The 21,918-nt window shown below is 55.8% G+C and carries 21 protein-coding genes and 1 other annotated feature; of the genes, 12 read left to right on the top strand and 9 right to left on the bottom strand.

All coding sequences use genetic code 11. From position 1 onward, the window contains the following. Positions 1-111: 111 nt before the first annotated feature. Together AACV31_RS01725 and sbcB are read left to right on the top strand one after the other, a co-directional pair. The gene (locus AACV31_RS01725) at positions 112-1,263 is read left to right on the top strand and encodes an acyltransferase family protein (protein WP_165154663.1); all 1,152 of its coding nucleotides are present in this window, start codon (positions 112-114) and stop codon (positions 1,261-1,263) included. Positions 1,264-1,340: 77 nt separating this feature from the next. Beyond that, a complete protein-coding gene (gene sbcB, locus AACV31_RS01720; protein ID WP_032807270.1) occupies positions 1,341-2,768 on the top strand; it encodes an exodeoxyribonuclease I in 1,428 nt (475 codons plus the stop codon). Positions 2,769-3,167: 399 nt separating this feature from the next. Here sbcB and AACV31_RS01715 read toward each other — a convergent pair whose 3' ends face one another. Then, positions 3,168-4,529 (bottom strand): APC family permease, encoded by a 1,362-nt coding sequence (locus AACV31_RS01715; RefSeq protein ID WP_007769163.1) that lies wholly within the window; start codon positions 4,527-4,529, stop codon positions 3,168-3,170. Positions 4,530-4,717: 188 nt separating this feature from the next. Further along, positions 4,718-6,013 carry a 4-aminobutyrate--2-oxoglutarate transaminase gene (gene gabT / locus AACV31_RS01710; protein ID WP_075199297.1) on the bottom strand — a complete coding sequence of 432 codons (1,296 nt, stop codon included), beginning with the start codon at positions 6,011-6,013 and terminating at the stop codon, positions 4,718-4,720. A 267-nt stretch (positions 6,014-6,280) separates the two neighbouring features. Here gabT and AACV31_RS01705 point away from each other — a divergent pair, with 267 nt between their 5' ends. Then, on the top strand, positions 6,281-7,060 hold the full coding sequence (locus AACV31_RS01705; RefSeq protein WP_075199296.1) for a gamma-glutamyl-gamma-aminobutyrate hydrolase family protein: 780 nt from the start codon (positions 6,281-6,283) through the stop codon (positions 7,058-7,060). Here the strand turns inward: AACV31_RS01705 and AACV31_RS01700 are convergent. Then, positions 7,044-7,868, bottom strand: coding sequence for an SDR family oxidoreductase (locus AACV31_RS01700; RefSeq protein ID WP_015741758.1), 825 nt, complete (start codon positions 7,866-7,868; stop codon positions 7,044-7,046). The two genes, AACV31_RS01705 and AACV31_RS01700, sit on opposite strands and share 17 nt — an antisense overlap. A gap of 180 nt (positions 7,869-8,048) precedes the next feature. Here AACV31_RS01700 and hisL point away from each other — a divergent pair, with 180 nt between their 5' ends. The 9 genes from hisL (at position 8,049) to hisIE (ending at position 15,288) form a co-directional block, all read left to right on the top strand. Beyond that, positions 8,049-8,099: a his operon leader peptide gene (hisL, locus tag AACV31_RS01695; protein ID WP_071601073.1), complete on the top strand. Its 51-nt coding sequence runs from the start codon at positions 8,049-8,051 to the stop codon at positions 8,097-8,099. After that, positions 8,075-8,197, top strand: a sequence feature (His leader region). (Overlaps the previous gene by 25 nt.) Positions 8,198-8,244: 47 nt before the next feature. Next, positions 8,245-9,144, top strand: coding sequence for an ATP phosphoribosyltransferase (gene hisG / locus AACV31_RS01690; RefSeq protein ID WP_004385872.1), 900 nt, complete (start codon positions 8,245-8,247; stop codon positions 9,142-9,144). 5 nt (positions 9,145-9,149) lie between these two features. Beyond that, on the top strand, positions 9,150-10,454 hold the full coding sequence (hisD, locus tag AACV31_RS01685) for a histidinol dehydrogenase (protein WP_165154665.1): 1,305 nt from the start codon (positions 9,150-9,152) through the stop codon (positions 10,452-10,454). Beyond that, positions 10,451-11,533: a histidinol-phosphate transaminase gene (gene hisC / locus AACV31_RS01680; protein WP_165154667.1), complete on the top strand. Its 1,083-nt coding sequence runs from the start codon at positions 10,451-10,453 to the stop codon at positions 11,531-11,533. The genes hisD and hisC overlap by 4 nt, the downstream gene beginning before the upstream one ends. Continuing rightward, positions 11,530-12,597: a bifunctional histidinol-phosphatase/imidazoleglycerol-phosphate dehydratase HisB gene (gene hisB, locus AACV31_RS01675; protein WP_007769138.1), complete on the top strand. Its 1,068-nt coding sequence runs from the start codon at positions 11,530-11,532 to the stop codon at positions 12,595-12,597. Before hisC ends, hisB begins: the two co-directional genes overlap by 4 nt. Beyond that, positions 12,597-13,187, top strand: a complete 591-nt coding sequence (gene hisH, locus AACV31_RS01670) for an imidazole glycerol phosphate synthase subunit HisH (protein ID WP_165154669.1) — start codon at positions 12,597-12,599, stop codon at positions 13,185-13,187. The genes hisB and hisH overlap by 1 nt, the downstream gene beginning before the upstream one ends. Then, entirely contained in the window at positions 13,188-13,925 is a 738-nt protein-coding gene (hisA, locus tag AACV31_RS01665) for a 1-(5-phosphoribosyl)-5-[(5-phosphoribosylamino)methylideneamino]imidazole-4-carboxamide isomerase (RefSeq protein ID WP_105537745.1), read from the top strand. Next, entirely contained in the window at positions 13,907-14,683 is a 777-nt protein-coding gene (gene hisF, locus AACV31_RS01660; protein ID WP_007769130.1) for an imidazole glycerol phosphate synthase subunit HisF, read from the top strand. Before hisA ends, hisF begins: the two co-directional genes overlap by 19 nt. Then, entirely contained in the window at positions 14,677-15,288 is a 612-nt protein-coding gene (gene hisIE / locus AACV31_RS01655) for a bifunctional phosphoribosyl-AMP cyclohydrolase/phosphoribosyl-ATP diphosphatase HisIE (RefSeq protein ID WP_007769127.1), read from the top strand. The genes hisF and hisIE overlap by 7 nt, the downstream gene beginning before the upstream one ends. 59 nt (positions 15,289-15,347) lie before the next feature. Here the strand turns inward: hisIE and wzzB are convergent, their stop codons facing one another. The 6 genes from wzzB to wbjC all read right to left on the bottom strand — a co-directional run bounded on the left by wzzB (position 15,348) and on the right by wbjC (position 21,917). After that, a complete protein-coding gene (wzzB, locus tag AACV31_RS01650) occupies positions 15,348-16,340 on the bottom strand; it encodes an LPS O-antigen chain length determinant protein WzzB (RefSeq protein ID WP_161588545.1) in 993 nt (330 codons plus the stop codon). A 222-nt stretch (positions 16,341-16,562) separates the two neighbouring features. Further along, on the bottom strand, positions 16,563-17,969 hold the full coding sequence (gndA, locus tag AACV31_RS01645) for an NADP-dependent phosphogluconate dehydrogenase (RefSeq protein WP_007769123.1): 1,407 nt from the start codon (positions 17,967-17,969) through the stop codon (positions 16,563-16,565). A gap of 111 nt (positions 17,970-18,080) precedes the next feature. Continuing rightward, positions 18,081-18,485 (bottom strand): WbuC family cupin fold metalloprotein, encoded by a 405-nt coding sequence (locus tag AACV31_RS01640; protein ID WP_165154671.1) that lies wholly within the window; start codon positions 18,483-18,485, stop codon positions 18,081-18,083. Next, a complete protein-coding gene (locus AACV31_RS01635; RefSeq protein ID WP_075199289.1) occupies positions 18,476-19,684 on the bottom strand; it encodes a glycosyltransferase family 4 protein in 1,209 nt (402 codons plus the stop codon). Before AACV31_RS01635 ends, AACV31_RS01640 begins: the two co-directional genes overlap by 10 nt. Continuing rightward, positions 19,684-20,814: a non-hydrolyzing UDP-N-acetylglucosamine 2-epimerase gene (gene wecB, locus AACV31_RS01630; RefSeq protein WP_075199288.1), complete on the bottom strand. Its 1,131-nt coding sequence runs from the start codon at positions 20,812-20,814 to the stop codon at positions 19,684-19,686. The genes AACV31_RS01635 and wecB overlap by 1 nt, the downstream gene beginning before the upstream one ends. Next, positions 20,814-21,917 carry a UDP-2-acetamido-2,6-beta-L-arabino-hexul-4-ose reductase gene (gene wbjC, locus AACV31_RS01625; protein ID WP_165154673.1) on the bottom strand — a complete coding sequence of 368 codons (1,104 nt, stop codon included), beginning with the start codon at positions 21,915-21,917 and terminating at the stop codon, positions 20,814-20,816. The genes wecB and wbjC overlap by 1 nt, the downstream gene beginning before the upstream one ends. Between the last annotated feature and the right edge of the window lies 1 nt (position 21,918).

Raw genomic sequence — 21,918 nt, 5'->3', positions numbered from 1 at the left:
GATTACCGGGCTGCGGAAAATCTGATAATAAACATTTCACGTACTCTTCCGATTGTTATAGAGGCCGACTCTTTTTAGCCTGGTGACTTTTAAAAGGCTGAGGAGAAGGGTATGGCGCAGGGTAAAAGCTGGTCGCCGGAGCTGGAGGGGTTACGCGGCCTCGCGTCGCTGTGGGTACTGCTTGGGCATATTTGTCTGCTGGTGCAGTGCCGCATTCCTCTGTTATACGATCCGGGTATGGGCGTCGATCTGTTTATTTTGCTGTCGGGTTTTCTGATGGCGAAGAATTATATGGAACGTCGGGACATCGAGCCCTGGACCAGTGGCCATACTATTCGTAATTTCTGGCTGCGGCGGTTTTTCCGCATCGCGCCGCTCTATTATTTCATGTTGCTGCTGGCGCTTATTTTCGGCGCGGCGTTCGGCGAATGGCGCGACGTCATCGCGCAGGCCTGGCCGTCGACGCAAACCGAAAGCCAGCGCTATGCCGACACCTCCGTGGGCAATATTCTCGCGCATATTTCGTTTATCTTCGGCGCTATCCCTTATTATTCGTTCCGCACGGTATTGCCGGACTGGAGCATCGGGCTCGAAATGCAGTTCTACGTGCTGTTCCCGTTCATTATGCTGCTGGTCATGCGCTGGGGCTTCTTCGCCGCCGCCTTCGCGGTAATGATGGGCTGCTTTGGCGCGCGCTGGGCGTTTCCGGGCTATTTCGAGGCGTTCCCGATGCCCTCGATGATCCTGATTAAGCTGCCGCTGTTCGTCGCGGGCATGCTGATTGCCGCCGCCGTGCGTGACCACCGCCGCCTGTTATTGCTGCTGGCGTTTCTGGCGCCGGTGCTGGCCTGGCAGATGCATATCGCGGTGACGCCGGTTCGTCTTATCGCCCAGTGCGTGATGATTGCCGGCCTCGGCGCGCTGCTGTGGCAGGCGCAGGCGGGCTCGCTGCTGCATCAGGCGATGCGGCTGCCGCGCTGGCTGCTGACGCGTCGTAGCAGTCAGTTCCTGGGCGATGTCTCCTATTCGGTTTATCTGCTGCACCTGATGATTGTCATTCCGGTTATCGGGCTGCTGGTGAAGCACAGCGCGTTTGAGCAACACGCCTCGCCGGTGCGCCTGCTGATTGCCGCGGCCATTAGCCTGCCGGTGACGTACGGACTGGCGACGGTTCTCTTCCATCGCGTTGAGAAACCAGGCATTGCGCTCGGCAAACGGCTGATTACCCGCAAACCGGTGCAACCGGAGCAGGTCATGCCTTAAGACCGCTGCCACTTCTTCCGGAGAGGGCTATGGTTTACCATAGCCCTGTTTTTTTACTTACTCTGGATGGTGACCTGGTGTCTGATTCTGCCGCGCAACCGACTTTTCTGTTCCACGATTACGAAACCTTCGGCAAAAGCCCCTCGCTGGATCGCCCGGCGCAGTTTGCTGCCCTGCGCACCGATGAGAATTTCACGGTCATCGGCGAGCCGGATGTCTTTTACTGCAAGCCCGCCGACGATTATCTCCCGCAGCCGGAAGCGGTGCTGATAACCGGCATCACGCCGCAGGTGGCGCGCGCGCGCGGCGAAAACGAAGCTGAGTTCGCCAGACGCATTCACGCGCTGTTTACCGTGCCGAAAACCTGCGTGGTCGGCTATAACAACGTGCGCTTCGATGACGAAGTGACGCGCAATATTTTCTATCGCAACTTCTACGATCCTTACGCCTGGAGCTGGCAGAACGATAACTCGCGCTGGGATCTGCTGGATGTGATGCGCGCCTGTTACGCGCTGCGCCCGGAAGGCATCGTCTGGCCGGAAAACAGCGACGGCCTGCCAAGCTTTCGTCTTGAGCATTTAACCGTCGCCAACGGGATTGAACACGCCAACGCGCACGATGCGATGGCGGATGTCTACGCCACCATCGCGATGGCGCAACTGGTGAAAACCCGCCAGCCGCGGATGTTTGACTATCTCTACACCTACCGCAGTAAGCAAAAGCTGGCGACGCTCGTTGATATCGTCCAGATGAAGCCGCTGGTGCATGTTTCTGGCATGTTTGGCGCGTGGCGCGGGAATACCAGCTGGATAGCGCCCATCGCCTGGCATCCGGATAACCGTAACGCGGTGATTGTGGTGGATCTGGCAGGCGATATCAGCCCGCTGCTGGAGCTGAACGCCGACGACCTGCGCGAGCGGCTCTATACGCCGAAAGCGGCGCTTAACGACGCGAGCCCGGTGCCGGTGAAGCTGGTGCATCTTAATAAGTGTCCGGTGCTGGCGCAGGCCAATACGCTGCGCCCGGAAGACGCAGAGCGTCTGGGCATCGACCGCCAGCGCTGTCTGGATAATCTGAAGGTGCTGCGCGATTCGCCGCAGGTGCGCGAAAAGCTGGTGGCGCTGTTTGCCGAAGCCCCGCCCTTCCCGCCCACCGATAACGTGGATGCGCAGCTCTACGACGGCTTTTTCAGCGACGCCGATCGCGCCGCGATGCGTATCGTGCTGGAAACGCCGCCGCAGAATCTGCCGGCGCTGGATATTACGTTCGTGGATAAGCGGATCGGGAAGCTGCTGTTTAACTACCGGGCGCGTAATTTCCCCGGCACGCTCAGCGAGCAGGAACAAGAGCGCTGGCTCGCGCACCGCCGCGATGTGTTTACGCCGGAATTCCTCCAGACGTATGCCCAGGAATTAGAGATGCTTTATAACCAGTACGAAAGCGACAAAGAGAAAACGGCGCTGCTGAAAGCGTTGTATCAGTATGCGCAGGAGATGGTCGGGTAAGCGCGGGTGACTGTGTGACGGGAAAAGGCGGGTGCGCTGCGCTTACCCGCCCTACGCATCAGGAAACGGGGTGGCTTTAACATGGCGGGTGCGCTGCGCTTACCCGCCCTACCCATCAGGAACGGGGTGGTTTTAACAATGGCGGGTACGCTGCGCTTACCCGCCCTACGCATCAGGAACGGGGTGGTTTTAACAATGGCGGGTGCGCTGCGCTTACCCGCCCTACGCATCGGGATACGGGGTGGTTTTAACAATGGCGGGTGCGCTGCGCTTACCCGCCCTACGAGTGAGCGTTTTTTGTAGGGCGGGTAAGCGAAGCGCACCCGCCGCCCCGACCAAAACCACCGCCAACAAAAAAGGCTCCCGACGGGAGCCTTTTTGCTGTGCGTATCACTGTAATTACGCGATATCTTCACGGTATTGCGGTACCGGGTTACGGAAGCTGCGGGTCACGCACGCCAGGTAAACCACACCGATACCCGCCCAGATCAGGCCCAGCACCATCGAGCTTTCTTCCAGGTTCAGCCACAGGGCGCCCACGGTCAGCGCGCCGCATACCGGCAGCAGCAGGTAGGTGAAGTGGTCTTTCAGCGTCTTGTTGCGGCCTTCGCGGATCCAGAACTGCGAAATCACAGACAGGTTCACGAAGGTAAACGCCACCAGCGCACCGAAGTTAATCAACGCGGTCGCCATCACCAGGTCAAAGTTAATCGCCATCAGCGCAATCGCGCCCACCAGCACCACGTTCAGCGCCGGGGTACGCCATTTCGGATGCACGTAGCCGAAGAAGCGATTCGGGAACACGCCGTCACGGCCCATCACGTACATCAGACGCGCAACGCCTGCATGCGCCGCCATACCGGAAGCCAGCACGGTCACGGTGGAGAAAATCAGCGCGCCGACCTGGAAGGCTTTGCCTGCCACATACAGCATGATTTCCGGCTGAGACGCATCCGGATCTTTAAAGCGCGAGATATCCGGGAAGTAAAGCTGGATAAAGTACGTCGCGAAAATAAAGATCATGCCGCCAATCAGCGCGGTCAGGAAGATAGCGCGCGGGATCACGCGTTCAGCGTCTTTGGTTTCTTCCGACAGGTTGCTGATGCCGTCAAAGCCGGTAAATGAGAAGCACAGAATGGTCGCCCCGGTGATCATCGGGATGACGTGCGCATTCTCAGACCAGAACGGCCGTGAACTGGTCAGCGTACCCGCGCCTTCGCCGTGCGCCACACCGTAAATCACCATGCCCAGAATCACGGCGATCAGCACCACCTGCAGCACCACGATAATGGTGTTGAAGTTCGCCACGCCTTTCAGGGTACGCATGTTGAAAACGGTCATGAACGCGACCAGCAGCACCACGAAAATCCACGACGGGATCCCAGGCACCAGCGCTTCAAAGTAAATTTTCGCGAGCAGGATGTTGATCATCGGCGCGAACAGGTAATCGAGCAGCGACGACCAGCCCACCATGAAGCCCACGGTCGGGTTAATCGCTTTCTGCGCGTAGGTGTACGCCGAGCCCGCAGACGGGAAGCGTTTGACCAGTTTGCCGTAGCTCAGCGCGGTAAAGAGGATCGCGACCAGCGCGAAGGCGTAGGCGGTCGGCACATGGCCGTCCGTCAGGCCGGATACAATACCGAATGTATCGAACAGCGTCATAGGTTGCATATAGGCAAGGCCCATCATAACAACCGGAATCAACGTAAGCGTTTTACGTAATTCCACGCGAGAGGTTTTTGGAGTTGCGTTAAGCGACATAATTATTCTCCTTTACGGTGAACATCGCCGCATAAGCGAAAAATTGCCCCATTTTCTGTATTCCTCAGCGACAACAACTGTCGGATTTTAAGTAAGTATCTATCCGGTACGAAGCCCGGCCTCTTGAATTTAATTACGATGCTCTTGACTGCAAAAAAATAACCGACGCGTTGACGTCGGTTAATATCTTATTTTGCAGGGCGCGTATTTTGCACCACTTTGAGGCAGGATGACAAGACGTTGAGACCTTCTGTCACAATTTCTTTCTCAGCGGTGAGCGGGATGAGGAAACGTATGACGTTCGCACGCACGCCGCAGGTCAGTAAAATCAGCCCCTGACGCCCTGCCTCCTGCACCAGTTGCTGGGTCAATTCTTTATCCGGGCGATGGCTGTCGCGCTCATGCACCAGCTCCATCGCCACCATCGCGCCGACGCCGCGCACATCGCCGATAAAGTCATACTCCTGCGCCAGTTCGCGCAGGCGGCTCATCAGCAGTTCGCCCTGGGCGACAGCGCGTTCGTTCAGATGCTCCTCTTCGATGAGATCGGTCACCGCCAGCGCCGCCGCGATGCTTACCGGCGACCCGGCGTAGGTGCCGCCAAGCCCGCCCGGCAGCGCCTTGTCAAACAGCGCCTTTTTACCCACCAGCGCCGAGAGCGGGAACCCGCCCGCCAGGCTTTTCGCCATGGTAATCAGATCCGGCTCGACGCCTGAATGTTCAATGGCGAAGGTTTTGCCCGTACGGCAGAAGCCGCTCTGGATCTCATCGACAATCAGCACGATGCCGTGTTTATCGCACAGGGCGCGCAGCTGCTGCATAAACTCGGCAGACGCGGCGTAAAACCCGCCCTCCCCCTGCACCGGCTCGATGATAATCGCCGCAACCTCTTCCGGCGCCACGTCCGCGGCGAAAATCCCCGCCAGCGACGCCAGCGCCTGGGTGTCGCTCACGCCCAGATACGCCGCCGGATAAGGCGCGTGGTAAATACCTGCCGGGAATGGGCCATAGCCTTTTTTGTAGGGCTGCACTTTGCCGGTGAGCGCCATGCCAAGCAGCGTGCGGCCATGAAACGCGCCGCGAAACGCAATGACCGCCGAGCGCCCCGTGGCGATACGCGCCACTTTGATGGCGTTTTCCACCGCCTCGGCGCCGGTCGAAAGAAACAGCGTCTGGCAGGGCTCGCTGATGGGGGCCAGCGTATTGAGCCGCTCCGCCAGTTCAATGTAATTGCCGTAAGGCGTCACCTGGAAACAGGGGTGCGTAAAATTATCGAGCTGCGCCTTCACCGCCGCGATAACCGCCGGGTGGTTGTGTCCGGTATTCAGCACCGCAATGCCGGAGGCGAAATCGATATAGCGCCGCCCCTCCACATCCCAGATTTCCGCGTTCTTTGCCCGCGCGACAAATACCGGCAGCGCGTTGCCTACGCCCTGCGGCACCGCCTGCTCGCGTCTCTCCTGCCACTGCTCGTTGCTTTGCATCATTGACTCCTGTGCGCAAAAAGCCTCCGCCCAAAAAGACGGAGGCAACATTATTCTCATCGGTATGTTGGGGGGACGTTAACGCCAGGAAAAAAGCGGATCGGCTATGTGGTATCGCGAAGAAGGATGGCGAAAACCGCTCAAATAACGCCCGTGATCAAAACATAGCTCAAGGCGAAAGTTACGCCAGAGCGGGCGCGTGGAAAGTTGACCCGCTGCGAATGCTCAACTACAGGATCTGTATCCCAGCGAAACAGGCGAGCCAGCATGACCGTAAACACACCGCCGTTGATTGGCGTATTGATGTGTCAGAGTAATCAGGACGAGCAGTTGATCTTAACCGTAGAAAATCTTTATCTGGCGCCGCTTTATCACTCCGGCGCGGTGGCCATACCCCTGCCCCACCATCTGGCGGATGACCCGCTGTATCTGGCGGCGGCCCTGAAATCGCTGAGCGGTATTTTTCTCCCTGGCAGCCCGTGCAACATTGAACCGCACCACTACGGCGAGGAGGCGCAGGAGACCAGCAACGATCCGGGGCGCGACAAACTGGCGCTGATGCTGGTGCGTCATGCGCTCAATACCGGCCTGCCGCTGCTCGGCTCATGCCGCGGCGTGCATGAAATGGCTGTCGCCACCGGCGGCAAGCTCTGGCGACAGCTACACAATGTTGAAGGGCTGCGTGAGCATGAGGTCAACCCGAGCGGCAGCCCGGAGGAGAAATTCGCGCCGGTGCACGGGCTTGAGATTACGCCCGGCGGCTGGCTCGATAGCTGGGTAACGCCCGGTGAAACCGTGCGGGTCAATACGCTGCATCAGCAAGGGATACGCGAGGTGGGGCCGGGCGTGTTTATCGAAGCGCGGGCTGACGACGGGCTGATTGAGGCTATCAGTATTCCTGAGCACCCGTTCGCCTTCGGCGTACAGTGGCACCCGGAATGGGGCGCGCTGCATGACGAACCGCTCTCAAAGCAGATGTTTGACGCCTTTGTGGCGGCCTGCCGCGTCTGGCAGGCCGACCATCAGGCGCTTACTCCATTGGCATAACCAGCGGGTTCGGATAGAGATACTCGAACCCCAGTTCATGGCAAATCCGGTTGCCGTCAATCAGTTTGCCTTTGGTGCCCGCCGGGCTTTCGCTAAAGCGCGGCGGCTCAAGGCCAAGCTGGCGCGCCATCACCGGGTAGAACTCGGCGCGCGCCGGGTGCTGCGGGGCGCACAGATTATAAATGTGTCCGCCTTTCGGCGACTGCAACAGAAGGGTAATCGCACCGATCACGTCCTCAAGATGCACGAGATTGACGCCATGATCGCCGTTCGGCGCCATTTTTCCGGCAAAGAAGCGGCCCGGATGACGCCCCGGCCCCACCAGCCCCGCGAGGCGCAGAATATCGACTGACGTGCCCGGTAAATTGTGCAGCCACTGCTCAAGCTCTCTTAACACGCGGCCGCTTTCCGTCACCGGATTAGCGGGCGTGGTCTCTTTACAGATACCTTCCGCTTCACCGTACACCGAGGTGGAACTGGTAAAAATAATGCGTGGGATCTGGTGCGCCAGCGCGCTGTCCACCACCTGCTGTACCGCCTGCAAATAATACTCCCCGTTGCCGCCGGTTCGCCGCGCGGGCAGCGTCACCACCAGCGCGTCGGCGTTAAACAGCGCCTCCAGATCGTCGCTGTCGCACACCATTTCCGGCAACAGCTCAAGCTGATAGCTTTCGATACCGCACATGCGCGCGGCTTCCACGCCGTCGGCCGTGGTTTTGCTGCCGGCAACCTGCCAGCCACGGGCGTTAAGCGCGAGCGCCAGCGGCATGCCCAACCACCCTAACCCGACAATCGCGACCTTTTTCATGTCTCTCTCCTGCTCCGTCTTTGCGCCTGCATCTTTTCAGGCTACGCCAGCCGCCGCGGGCTGACAATTGATGTAGTGAATATGAAAGGTTTTAATGATGAAAAAAAGCCCTTGCCTTCTCTCCCCGGTATGGTTTACGGTTAAGACAGGTTTTGAATAAGCATTCAACAAGAGAATTTTATGACACGCGTTCAGTTTAACAACCACCACCATCACCATCATCCTGACTAGTCTTTCAGGCGATGTGTGCTGGAAGACGATCGGATCTTCCAGTGGTGCATGAACGCTAAGAGAGCCCCCGGAAGATCATCTTCCGGGGGCTTTTTTATTGGGCGTTGGCAGACGAATTTAACGAGATCAACAAGGATAAGGCGAGATGACAGACAACAACCGTTTACGCATAGCTATTCAGAAATCCGGCCGTTTAAGCGATGATTCGCGCGAACTGCTGGCCCGCTGCGGCATAAAAATTAATCTGCACACCCAGCGTCTGATTGCGCTGGCGGAGAATATGCCTATCGACATCCTGCGCGTGCGCGATGACGATATTCCGGGTCTGGTGATGGATGGCGTGGTCGATCTCGGCATCATCGGCGAAAACGTGCTGGAAGAAGAGTTGCTGACCCGCCGCGCCCAGGGCGACGACCCGCGCTATTACACTCTGCGTCGCCTCGATTTCGGCGGCTGCCGCCTCTCGCTCGCCACGCCGGTAGATGATGTCTGGGAAGGCCCGGAAAGCCTGAATAACAAACGTATCGCCACCTCTTACCCGCACCTGCTTAAACGTTATCTCGATCAAAAAGGCGTGCAGTTTAAATCCTGCCTGCTGAACGGCTCGGTGGAAGTCGCGCCACGCGCCGGGCTTGCCGACGCTATCTGCGATTTAGTTTCCACCGGCGCGACGCTTGAGGCCAACGGCCTGCGCGAAGTGGAAGTGATTTACCGCTCCAAAGCCTGTCTTATCCAGCGCGACGGCGAGATGCCAGCCGTGAAGCAGCAGCTTATCGACAAACTGCTGACCCGCATCCAGGGCGTTATCCAGGCGCGCGAATCGAAATACATCATGCTGCACGCGCCGACTGAGCGTCTCGATGAAGTCATCGCCCTGCTGCCGGGCGCCGAGCGTCCGACCATTCTGCCGCTGGCAGGCGATCAACAGCGCGTGGCGATGCATATGGTGAGCAGCGAAACCCTGTTCTGGGAAACCATGGAAAAACTGAAAGCGCTGGGCGCCAGCTCCATTCTGGTGCTGCCGATTGAGAAGATGATGGAGTGACCGCCATGAACTTTACGACGATCGTTGACTGGAATGCCTGTAGCGCGCAGGCGCAGCGTGAACTGCTGATGCGCCCGGCCATTTCGGCCTCAGAGAGCATCACCCGCACCGTGGCCGAGATTCTTGATAACGTCAAAGCGCGCGGCGACGCGGCGCTGCGCGAGTACAGCGCGAAGTTTGATAAAACCGACGTGGCGGCGCTGAGCGTCACCCCGGAAGAAATTGACGCCGCCGCCGCGCGCCTTGACGACAAGGTGAAACAGGCGATGGCGGTCGCGGTCGCGAATATCGAGAAATTCCACCGCGCGCAACAGCTCGCGCCCGTTGATATCGAAACCCTGCCCGGCGTGCGTTGCCAGCAGGTGACGCGCCCGGTGGCGTCGGTCGGGCTCTATATTCCCGGCGGCTCCGCGCCGCTTTTCTCAACGGTGCTGATGCTGGCGACGCCCGCGCGCATCGCGGGCTGCAAACGCGTGGTGCTCTGCTCCCCGCCGCCCATCGCCGATGAGATTCTCTATGCAGCGAAGCTCTGCGGCGTGCAGGAAGTGTTCCAGGCGGGCGGCGCCCAGGCGATTGCCGCGCTCGCCTTCGGCACCGAAAGCGTGCCGAAAGTGGATAAAATCTTCGGGCCGGGCAACGCGTTTGTCACTGAAGCCAAACGCCAGGTGAGCCAGCGTCTTGACGGCGCGGCGATCGACATGCCCGCCGGGCCTTCTGAAGTTTTGGTGATTGCCGACAGCGGCGCGACGCCGGATTTCGTCGCCTCCGATTTACTCTCACAAGCCGAGCATGGCCCGGATTCGCAGGTGATTCTGCTCACGCCGGACGCCGCCATGGCGCAGGCCGTGGCCGACGCCACCGCCCGCCAGCTTGAGGCGCTGCCGCGCGCGCAAACCGCCCGCCAGGCGCTTTCCGCAAGCCGTCTTATCGTGGCGCGCGATCTCGCGCAGTGCGTGGAAATCTCCAATCAGTACGGCCCGGAGCACTTAATTATCCAGACCCGCAACGCGCGCGATCTGGTTGATGGCATCACCAGCGCAGGGTCGGTGTTTTTAGGCGACTGGTCACCGGAATCGGCGGGTGATTACGCCTCCGGCACCAACCACGTATTGCCGACTTACGGCTATACCGCCACCAGCTCAAGCCTCGGCCTGGCGGATTTCCAGAAGCGCATGACGGTGCAGGAGCTAACGCCCGCGGGCTTTTCCGCGCTCGCTGAAACCATCGAAACCCTGGCGGCGGCAGAACAGCTCACCGCCCACAAAAACGCCGTGACGCTGCGTGTGGCAGCCCTGAAGGAGCAAGCATGAGCATTGAAGAACTCGCGCGCGAGAACGTGCGTAATCTGACGCCCTATCAGTCTGCGCGCCGTCTTGGCGGCAACGGCGATGTGTGGCTTAACGCCAATGAATACCCACAAGCCGTGGAGTTTCAGTTGACCGCGCAGACGCTCAACCGTTACCCGGAGTGCCAGCCGAAAAGTGTCATTGAACGTTACGCGCAGTACGCGGGGGTTAAGCCAGAGCAGGTGCTGGTCAGCCGCGGCGCGGATGAAGGCATTGAGCTGTTGATCCGCGCATTCTGCGAGCCGGGGCGCGACGCGGTGCTCTACTGTCCGCCGACCTACGGCATGTACAGCGTCAGCGCCGAAACCATTGGCGTCGAGTGCCGCACCGTACAGGCGACGGACGGCTGGCAGCTTGATCTGCCGACTATTGCCGAACAGCTTGACGGCGTTAAAGTCATTTTCGTCTGTAGCCCCAATAACCCGACCGGCCAGCTGATTAACCCGCAGGATCTGCGCACGCTGCTGGAGATGGCACGCGGCAAAGCCATCGTGGTGGCCGATGAAGCTTATATTGAGTTCTGCCCGCAGGCGACGCTCGCGGGCTGGCTTGGCGAGTACCCGCACCTTGTCGTGCTGCGCACGCTCTCTAAAGCTTTCGCGCTCGCCGGGCTGCGCTGCGGCTTTACGCTCGCGAATGAAGACGTCATTAATCTGCTGCTGAAGGTCATTGCGCCCTACCCGCTCTCAACGCCGGTCGCGGATATCGCCGCCCAGGCGTTGAGCCCGGAGGGCATTGCCGCGATGCGCAAGCGCGTGGCGCAGGTGCTGGCTAACCGCGATGCCCTGATAGCGGGCCTGCGCGAGACGCCGTGCGTCGAGGCGATTTTCGACAGCGAAACCAACTATGTGCTGGCGCGTATCACGGCCTCCAGCGCGGTATTTAAATCGCTGTGGGATCAGGGCATTATCCTGAGAGACCAGAACAGACAACCGACACTCAGCGGCTGCCTGCGCATTACCGTCGGCACTCGTGAAGAGTGCCAGCGCGTGATTGACGCCCTGCGTGACCAACCCGGCCTTGCGGCCACGGAGCGAGTATGAGCCAGAAGTATCTCTTTATTGACCGCGACGGCACCCTGATTGCCGAGCCGCCGGAAGATTTCCAGGTCGATCGTTTTGACAAGCTGGCCTTTGAGCCGGATGCGATCCCGGTACTGCTGCAACTGCAAAAAGCGGGCTTTAAACTGGTGATGATCACCAATCAGGACGGTCTTGGCACTGACAGCCTGCCGCAGGCGGATTTCGACGGCCCGCATAACCTGATGATGCAGATTTTTACCTCTCAGGGCGTGCTGTTTGAAGACGTGCTGATCTGCCCGCATTTCCCGACGGACCATTGCGACTGCCGCAAGCCTAAAACGAAGCTGGTTGAACGCTATCTGGCGCCGGGCGTGATGGACGCGGCGAACAGCTATGTGATTGGCGATCGCGCGACCGATGTGGAGCTCGCCGACAACATGGGCATTACGGGCCTGCGTTACAACCGCGCCGACCTGAACTGGTCCGCCATCGGCGAACACCTGACAAAGCGCGATCGCTACGCGCACGTCGAGCGCAGCACCCGCGAAACGCAGATTGACGTCAAAGTGTGGCTGGACCGCGAAGGCGGCAGCAAAATCAACACCGGCGTCGGCTTCTTCGACCATATGCTTGACCAGATTGCCACCCACGGCGGCTTTCGCATGGAAATCGGCGTCAAAGGCGATCTCTATATCGACGATCACCATACCGTTGAAGATACCGGCCTGGCGCTCGGCGAAGCGCTGAAACTGGCGCTCGGCGACAAGCGCGGCATTAACCGCTTTGGCTTTGTACTGCCGATGGATGAGTGTCTGGCGCGCTGCGCGCTCGATATCTCCGGGCGTCCGCACCTCGAATATAAAGCCGAGTTCAATTACCAGCGCGTGGGCGATCTCAGCACCGAAATGGTGGAGCACTTCTTCCGTTCGCTCTCTTACACCATGGGCGTCACGCTGCACCTGAAGACCAAAGGCAAAAACGATCACCACCGCGTCGAAAGCCTGTTTAAAGCGTTTGGCCGCACGCTGCGCCAGGCTATCCGCGTCGAAGGCGAAACCCTGCCCTCATCGAAAGGAGTGCTGTGATGAACGTGATGATTCTGGACACCGGCTGCGCCAATCTGCACTCGGTACAGTCTGCGGTGCGTCGCCACGGCTATGAGCCTGTGGTGAGCCGCGACCCGGATCTGGTATTGCGCGCCGATAAACTCTTTCTGCCAGGCGTCGGCACCGCCGAGGCCGCGATGCAGCAGATCATCGCGCGCGATCTGGTCGATTTAATCAAAGCCTGTACCCAGCCGGTGCTGGGGATCTGCCTCGGTATGCAGCTGCTCGGCAGCCGTAGCGAAGAGAGCAACGGGGTCGATCTGCTGGGCATTGTCGACCAGCCGGTGCCGAAGATGACCGACCACGGCCTGCCGCTGCCCCACATGGGCTGGAACCGCGTGTATGCCAAAGCGGGCGACCGGCTTTTCCGCGGCATCGACGATGGCGCCTGGTTCTACTTCGTGCACAGCTACGCGATGCCGGTGAACGCCAATACGATCGCACAGTGTACCTATGGCGAGGCGTTTACCGCCGCGGTGCAGAAAGATAACTTCTGGGGGGTGCAGTTCCACCCGGAGCGCTCAGGCGCCGCGGGCGCGCAGCTGCTGAAAAACTTCCTGGAGATGTAAATGATTATTCCGGCTCTCGATTTAATTGACGGCGCGGTGGTGCGCCTGCATCAGGGCGATTACGGTAAGCAACGTGATTATGGCCGCGACCCGCTGCCGCGTCTGCAGGATTACGAAGCACAGGGCGCGCAGCTGCTGCATCTGGTGGATTTAACCGGCGCGAAAGATCCGGCGCAGCGCCAGATCGCGCTGATTCAAAAGCTGGTGGCGGGCGTGAGCGTGCCGGTGCAGGTCGGCGGCGGCGTGCGCAGCGAAGACGACGTGGCGGCGCTGCTGGACGCGGGCGTCGCGCGCGTGGTGGTCGGCTCAACGGCGGTGAAATCGCCGCAGGACGTGCAGCGCTGGTTTAAACGCTTCGGCGCAGACGCGCTGGTGCTGGCGCTCGACGTGCGTATCGACGACGCGGGCAACAAGCAGGTCGCCGTGAGCGGCTGGCAGGAAAATTCCGGCGTGACGCTGGAAACGCTGGTGGAAAGCTATCTGCCCGCAGGGCTTAAGCATGTGCTGTGCACGGATATCTCCCGTGACGGGACGCTGTCGGGCTCGAACGTGGCGCTGTATGACGAAGTCTGCGCGCGCTATCCGCAGGTGGCGTTCCAGTCCTCCGGCGGCATCGGCGAGCTTTCGGATATTCGCGCGCTGCGCGGCAGCGGTGTCGGCGGCGTGATCGTCGGCCGCGCGCTGCTGGAAGGCAAATTTAACGTAACGGAGGCGATCCAATGCTGGCAAAACGGATAATTCCCTGTCTGGACGTCCGCGACGGACAAGTCGTAAAAGGCGTGCAGTTTCGCAACCATGAAATCATCGGCGATATCGTGCCGCTCGCGAAACGCTACGCCGAAGAAGGCGCCGATGAGCTGGTGTTTTACGATATCACCGCCTCCAGTGACGGCCGCGTGGTGGATAAAAGCTGGGTGACCCGCGTGGCGGAAGTCATCGACATCCCCTTCTGCGTGGCGGGCGGGATCAAAACGCTGGAAGACGCGGCGCAAATTCTCTCTTTCGGCGCGGATAAAATTTCCGTCAACTCCCCGGCGCTGGCGGACCCGACGCTGATTACCCGGCTTGCGGATCGCTTCGGCGTGCAGTGCATCGTGGTGGGCATCGATACCTGGTTTGATGAGCAGACCGGTAAATATCACGTCAACCAGTATACCGGCGACGAGAGCCGCACCCGCGTGACCCAGTGGGAAACGCTGGACTGGGTGCGCGAAGTGCAACAGCGCGGCGCGGGTGAAATTGTACTGAACATGATGAACCAGGATGGCGTGCGTAACGGCTATGATCTGGTGCAGCTGAAAAAAGTGCGTGAGGCGTGCCGTGTGCCGCTGATTGCTTCCGGCGGCGCCGGAACGATGGAGCACTTCCTGGACGCGTTTCGCGAGGCGAACGTCGACGGCGCGCTGGCCGCATCAGTGTTTCACAAACAGGTAATTAATATTGGCGAGCTGAAAGCGTTTCTGGCTCAGCAAGGCGTGGAGATACGGGTGTGTTAACAGAACAACAGCGAGCCCAACTGGACTGGGCAAAAACCGACGGGCTGCTGCCGGTCGTGGTGCAGCATGCGGTTTCCGGCGAGGTGCTGATGCTGGGGTATATGAATCAGGACGCGCTGCGTGAAACCGAGCAGAGCGGTAAGGTCACGTTTTTCTCGCGCACCAAAGGGCGTCTGTGGACCAAAGGCGAGACGTCGGGTCACTTTCTCAATGTGGTGAGCATGACGCCGGACTGCGATAACGATACGCTGCTGGTGCTGGTTAACCCGATTGGCCCGACGTGTCATCTTGGCACTTCCAGCTGCTTTGGCGAGGCGCATCACCAGTGGCACTTCCTTTATCAGCTCGAAGCGCTGCTGGCGTCACGTAAAACCGCGTCGCCGGAGAGTTCTTACACCGCGAAGCTGTACGCCAGCGGCACCAAGCGTATCGCGCAAAAAGTGGGGGAAGAAGGCGTTGAAACAGCGCTGGCAGCCACCGTTCATGACCGCGACGAGCTGGTGAACGAAGCCTCTGACCTTATGTATCACTTGCTGGTGCTGCTTCAGGATCAGGAGCTCGATTTAAGCGCGGTGATTGAAAACCTTCGCGCAAGACACAAATAATCCTTTGTAAAACACCAATAAAAAAGGCCGCGCGATGCGGCCTTTTTTTGTGTGGCAGATTAACGCAGCTGGCGGGCGGTGTGCTCGCGGATCGCGTTGCGGCACAGCACAATCGCCGAGCCAATCAACCCACCCAGCAGTACGGCGAGGACCAGCACCAGCGCGCGTTTCGGGCTGTCGCGACGCAGCGGCTCGGTCGGCTTCATCACATAGCGATACGCATGCAGTGACGCTTCGTCGATTTTAAGCTTCGAGATATCCAGCAGATTCTGTTTCGTCAGGTAGTAGGCATCCGTAAAGACCAGCGGACGCGTCGATTCGTTTTTGATCATCGACGAGAGCGCCTCGCTGCCTAACAGGAACAGCGTATCCTGTGTGACTTCCTGCGCCTGCGGCATTTGCGGCGAGCTGACATTCGATTCCTGCGCGAATTTCAGCGCTTCGGCGATCTGCTTGATACGCAAATCTTTCTGCTCCTGCGCCACTTTCTCCTGCGTGGAGAGCGATTCCTGCAACTCTTTCGCACGAGCCGCCACGTTATCGGTGATGTCTTTGTTTAACTCTTTCGCGATCTGCTCATCGACCTGCTGAATGTATTCCGCCAGCTTTTTCTGGGCCGCCTGCGCGGTTGCCCCCTGATAAGTGACTTTCAGCGGTAGCGGCTGGCCTTTCACTGCCATATCGATGGTCAGCTGTTCCGGTTCTTGCTGGTTTTGCAGCGTTTCAGACAGCGCGGAAAACGCAGAGCTGAAGCGCCCAACCACGCGTTGCTGCACGTCGGTGACGTTCGGCGCGTTGGCGCCATACAGGATATTCATCGCGTTGTTGTAACTGGCAATCTGACCGGCGTCCGGCATCGTTACGATAGCGGTCGACGTCCATTTTTCTTTGGCGACGAAAAGATACAGCACGGCCAGAATAATCATCACAATCATGGTCGCAACGATGGTGACTTTGCCCCTCCAGAGTTGCATCAGAAGGTCAATAAGATCGATTTGCTCCGGGTTCCCATTGCTGTGCTGTAAAGCGCCACCCTGAAATTCTTTGCTCATAGAATCCTTGTTTCTCATCTAATTATTATGTTGAAGCCACACCAGCCATGAGTGTAGATGCAAGCCATAATGATTGCATAGCGAAGCGCAAAAGAGAGCTGGGAAAATACTGAAAAGCAGTGCGCTTACTGGCTACATTTAAGGCTGCTGGCGGCTCCTGGTGCTATCATCAGACGTAAAAAAGCCCGGCGAAACCGGGCTTGTCTTCTGAATACGTAAAGGTTATTCCATCCACTCGGTGTGGAAGACGCCTTCTTTGTCAGTGCGCTTGTAGGTATGCGCGCCGAAGTAGTCGCGCTGCGCCTGAATCAGGTTCGCCGGCAGTACCGCAGAACGGTAGCTGTCGTAGTACGCGACAGCAGCGGAGAAGGTCGGCGTCGGGATACCGTTCTGAACGGCATACGCCACGACGTCACGCAGCGCCTGCTGGTAATCATCAGCCGCTTTCTTAAAGTACGGCGCCAGCAGCAGGTTAGCGATGGACGGGTTCTCAGCGTAAGCGTCAGTGATTTTCTGCAGGAACTGGGCGCGGATAATGCAGCCCGCACGGAAAATCTTCGCGATTTCACCGTAGTTCAGATCCCAGTTGTACTCTTCGGACGCAGCACGCAGCTGAGAAAAGCCCTGCGCGTAAGAAACGATTTTACCGAGGTACAGCGCGCGACGGACTTTCTCGATGAATTCGCCTTTATCGCCTGCGAACGGTTTCGCCTGCGGGCCGCTCAGCACTTTGGATGCTGCAACACGCTGCTCTTTCAGGGAGGAGATGTAACGCGCGAATACCGATTCAGTGATAAGAGACAGCGGTTCGCCGAGATCCAGCGAGCTCTGGCTGGTCCATTTACCGGTACCTTTGTTCGCCGCTTCATCCAGAATCACGTCAACGAGATATTTACCGTCTTCGTCTTTTTTGGTGAAGATGTCTTTAGTGATATCGATCAGGTAGCTGCTCAGCTCGCCTTCGTTCCACTCAGCAAAGGTTTTCGCCAGCTCGTCGTTAGACAGGTTCAGACCATGCTTCAGCAGAGAGTAGGCTTCAGCGATCAGCTGCATATCGCCGTATTCAATGCCGTTATGCACCATTTTCACGTAGTGACCTGCGCCATCCGCACCGATATAGGTCACGCACGGTTCGCCTTCCGCAACGGCCGCGATCTCTTTCAGGATCGGCGCAACCAGTTCGTAAGCTTCTTTCTGACCGCCAGGCATGATGGACGGGCCTTTCAGGGCGCCCTCTTCGCCACCGGAGACGCCGGTGCCGATAAAGTTAAAACCTTCAGCCGACAGTTCGCGGTTACGACGGATAGTGTCCTGGAAGAACGTGTTGCCGCCATCAATGATGATGTCGCCTTTTTCCAGATACGGCTTCAGGGAGTCGATGGCCGCATCAGTGCCCGCGCCTGCTTTCACCATTAAGAGGATGCGGCGCGGCGTTTCCAGCGACTCGACAAATTCCTGAACGGTATAATAAGGAACCAGTTTTTTGCCTGGATTTTCGGCAATCACTTCTTCGGTTTTGTCACGAGAGCGGTTGAATACGGAGACGGTATAACCACGGCTTTCAATGTTGAGCGCCAGGTTGCGCCCCATGACTGCCATACCGACGACGCCGATCTGTTGCTTGGACATTACATACTCCTGTCAGGTGTGGTCACCGCGACGAGTGCGCGGCTTGAAAATGTATTGAAAATGTTAACTCATGATGCACACAAGTAGATAGCGGAAGATGCGTTTCAGCTCTCACCAATGCGGGAAGGCTTTCGCGTAAGCGGGATCGAATGGACCTTCCTTAATTTCCATCATTATTGCTTTCTCACTAATACACTCAACACTGTGTATGTCACCTGGAGAAAGTTCGACAATGCATACCCCAGTACCTTCACCTGCAAGAAACTGAGTGAGTATTTCACCTTTAATATTAAAAAGAGTAACTTGTATCTGGCCCTGTAAGATCGTGAACATTTCCCATTGCTGAGGAAGCTCATGGTAGTGAGGTTCAACATAACTTCCTCTTACCATCGCTATCAGCAAGCGCTGGACTTTATCCTGATGAGAATTATGTAGCAATAAATGTGATCGCAGGCGCTCAGAGTCTTTTGCTTGTTCAAAAAGCACATCTAATTGTGAAGTTTCTATCAGGCGCATTGCAAAGCCTCCAGCCGCATAACTATAGCCTGAGCAGCAGAGTGCACTGAAAACTGTTCTTTTAACAATGTATGCGCTCCTGCTCCCATTTGCTGGCGTAAAGAGGCATCCATGAGTAATGTCCTGGCAGAATGGTAAAGCTTGTCATCCTCGCCATTTACATGGATAAAACCAGCATTGTTGTCATTGATAACATCTAGCAAGTCATTCCCTGCATTGACACTGCCCAATATCGGGAGTGACTCAACCATATATCCTAAGAGTTTCCCCGGGAAATTATGGGCCGAGTGCCTGGCTGAAAGGGAGAACAGACCGATATCCATTTCCGATAAAATAAACTTGAAATCGTCTTGCTTAACGGAAGGCAAATAGGTGAAATTACTTAAATTCCACTTCCTTGCCAAATTATTAATCAACTCGACTTCATCGCCCTGACCAATGAAAAGAAAGTGGGCTTGCGGATGAATACTCATCTTGCGTGTAAGGCGCAAAAGATTAGACATATCTTGTGCATGTCCAATATTTCCACCATAAAAGAAGATGACTTTATCTTCAAGTCCTAGTCTTTGGCGGAGAGAGGCATAATTTTCCGGTAAGGTTACGGGTTTAAGTGAAGCCCAGTTTCTCAATACTTCACATGGATAACCTTTATTGAGAGTACGGAAAAGTTCGAGATTTTTCTCGGACATAAGCCCAATGCGGTCTGCATGCGCGTAAGTCTGTTTTTCAAATAAACGAAAATATTGCGCTATCACAGAATCGTTTTTTATCATGCCCGCATCGATCACCCATTGAGGGAATAAATCACGTAAGATTAGATAAGCCGGACACTGGCAGTGAGCTTTAAGTTTTTTTACAAGCCCCCCCCAAAAAATTGAGGGAGAGTAATAAACAATCCCATCAAATGTATCGTTTTGCACACGCTTTTTAATTGAACGCCATGCCCGCCATGAGAGCAATGTTTCATTGATTGCACGCAGAATCTTATTCACATCTTTAAGAGCGCCACTTTTAAAACGCCACGTTGTCACTCCTTCTACAATATCTATTAAAAGCGCTTTATTAATAGTTGCATCTGGTGTGATTACCGTGACGTCATGTCCGGTTCTTAAAAATTCCTGCGCCAGCTCGTGAAACATTTTAGCGCCAACGCGAGTACTATTGGGCAAATAATCATCTATGATTAACGCAAGCTTCATCAATATTCTTTCCAGACTACTCTTTTAACGTAATCAGTATAGGATTGAATAATCCTGACGACTTTGTCAGATACATTCGGCATAGAATAATCACTTACCTGTCTTAATAAGCGCTCTTCCCCGCGTGGCTGAGAAGATAAGATCTCCAGGGCCTGTAATACACGATTGCATTCAAGTCCAACCATCATCACCGAGGCTTCTTCGAATCCTTCCGGGCGTTCGTGAGCTTCGCGAATATTTAACGCTGGAAAATTCATGATAGACGATTCTTCCGTAATCGTTCCGCTATCAGACAGGACAGCTCTGGAATTTTTTTGCAAATTATTATAGTCGTGAAAACCCAGAGGCTTTAATAGTTGAATATTTGGGTGAAATTCAATGCCTTGCTCGTTAATGCGTTTACGCGTCCGTGGGTGGGTCGATACAATAACCGGCAAATCATATTTTTCAGCGATAGTATTAAGAATTGAAGCTAATTTTATTAACTGCTTAGGCGAGTCGACGTTTTCTTCACGGTGTGCACTGACGACAAAAAATTCTCCCGCACGTAAGTTCAGGCGAGACAGCACATCAGAGTTGTCGATTTGTGGCATATAGTAGGAAAGTACTTCAAACATGGGGCTGCCGGTTTTAATGATTCTGTCCGGAGGCAGACCTTCAGCAAGGAGGTACTCACGCGCAATATCACTATAGGTCATATTAATATCGGCCGTGTGATCGACAATACGACGGTTAGTTTCTTCAGGAACGCGCTGATCGAAACAACGATTACCCGCTTCCATATGAAAAATTGGGATCTTACGGCGCTTAGCGGGAATGGCAGAAATACAGGAATTCGTATCACCCAAAACTAGCATTGCTTCAGGCATTTCTTTTTCAAGTACTTCGTCAACCTTTATGATGACTTGTCCAATTGTTTCCGCCGCATTTTTACCAGCAGCATTTAAAAAATAATCTGGCTTACGTACACCTAAATCGTTGAAGAAAACTTCATTTAATTCATAATCATAATTCTGGCCAGTATGAACAATAATATGTTCACAATATTGATCCAGCTTTGCTAAAACGCGTGATAACCGAATGATTTCTGGACGGGTACCAACAACTGACATTATTTTCATTTTAATCATTATAAAGCTCTCGCTATCGTATCGGGCTGTTCACGGTTAAATATTTCATTAGCCCAAAGCATCACAACAAGCTCATCAGAGCCAATATTCGTTATATCGTGCGTCCATCCGGGTACTGTTTCGACAATCCTGTACTCCTCAGAAGATACGTAGAGTTCATGACGCTCGCCCGTAATAATGTGTTGAAACTTGAATAGCGCGCTACCACGAATGACAAGGAACTTTTCATTTTTAGAATGATGATAGTGTCCACCGCGGGTGATACCTGGATGTGCCGTGAAAAAAGAGAATTGGCCTGTTGAAGGTGTCTTTAGCATTTCGCAGAAAACACCACGCGTATCTTCATACGATGGGATCGTATAAGAAAAATGCTCAACCGGTAAATAACTGAGCCATGTTGAATAGAGTGCGCGGACAAAGCCTGTCCCGACTTCCTCAGTTATGAGAGTATTGCGACTTTCCTTAAACCGATAAAGTAAATCAGCGACATCACCAACCGTTGTTGCATACACTGGTTTCACTTCCTGATAGCCACTCTCGATATCATCGGTAAGAAGCTTAATGGCTTCAGTGCATACATCATCTATATAAACGAGATTAACAACGGCTGCAGGATCATTAATTTTAATATCAATATCGTGAGCCAGATTATAGCAAAAGGTTGCTACAAAAGAATTGTAGTTAGGTTTACACCATTTACCAAAAACATTTGGATAGCGATAAATAAAATAACTAGCTCCGCTGACCGCGGCATATCTAATAATATGTTTTTCCGCAGCCGCTTTGCTTTCTCCATATGGATTGTCCAGCTCGGCCTGTATGGATGAACTCACCATTACAGGGATGCTTCGCTCGTTAGCTAGCAGTATATCAACTATTTGACCAGTTAAATTACTATTCCCTTCAGCAAACTCGTCAACGCATTGAGGTCTGTTTATACCTGCCAGATGATAGACAAAAGCAACTTCTTTGAGACCGTTTTCGAGTTCTTGATAAGGGCTATTGCGATCAATCTTGATAAGGTCAATGTAACCCGATTCTTGCAAGCGTAAACACAAGTTGCGGCCAATGAAACCATCAGCTCCAGTTACAAGTATTTTCATT

Origin of the sequence: Cronobacter sp. EKM101R, assembly GCF_963888145.1 — a bacterium.
Classification (GTDB): domain Bacteria; phylum Pseudomonadota; class Gammaproteobacteria; order Enterobacterales; family Enterobacteriaceae; genus Cronobacter; species Cronobacter turicensis.
Note: the sequence above shows the minus strand (reverse complement) of the source record. Positions and strands in the feature narration are given on the sequence as shown.